The organism is Longirhabdus pacifica (assembly GCF_004115085.1).
Lineage (GTDB): Bacteria > Bacillota > Bacilli > Paenibacillales > DSM-105158 > Longirhabdus > Longirhabdus pacifica.
The window spans coordinates 1-606 of record NZ_QXJP01000069.1 but is presented as its reverse complement, the minus strand read 5'-3'; the positions used below and the strand labels follow the sequence as shown (position 1 = coordinate 606).

Genomic DNA, 606 nt, shown 5'->3' with positions numbered 1-606 from the left:
AGTTTCGAGCAATACATGAGGGATATTGGAAAGAATACACAAACCGACTTATTGAAAGAGTGGATGATACGTTGTATCGTGACTTTAAGATTAATCTCATCATCGAGGACTTTGTAGAGTGGCAAAGTGACGATAAGTCTGCTGATGATATTACACATGAACTGAAACGAGAGTGGAGTGATGGTACGTATGATCTTGTGATTGGATTTACCAATGATCCAAACTTTGATTATCCTTCTGGGAAAGCTTTTCCATGGACGGGTGAAAGCATAGTAAAACATAGACAAAGCACTTACCAATTATGGCGTCTCATTCTTCATGAAGTGGGTCACAATTATGGGTTAAGTCATTGTGATAGTGAAGAACGAGGAGATTGTATTTTAAATGGCTATTATTATAAAGTAGATACTTTCTGTGATTATCATAAAGAAGTACTCAAAGAAAATATTAATTTATATGGTACAGCGCAATAATTAGACTAATCGTTTATAGCAAATCACAAAAATAATAGTTTACTAGAGTGAACGATGAAAATGGGGGAAAATAAAATGAAAAAAATATTTTCAATGATAGCAGTTGCAGCACTTACATTCTCATTTGGTAGTA

General features: G+C 34.0%; 1 protein-coding gene. It reads left to right on the top strand.

Annotation, left to right across the window (positions count from 1 at the left end):
• Window positions 1-473, top strand: a 473-nt coding sequence (locus D1Z92_RS17105; protein ID WP_240666797.1) for a M12 family metallo-peptidase, incomplete at its 5' end; no start/stop codon positions are given.
• Window positions 474-606 lie beyond the last annotated feature (133 nt).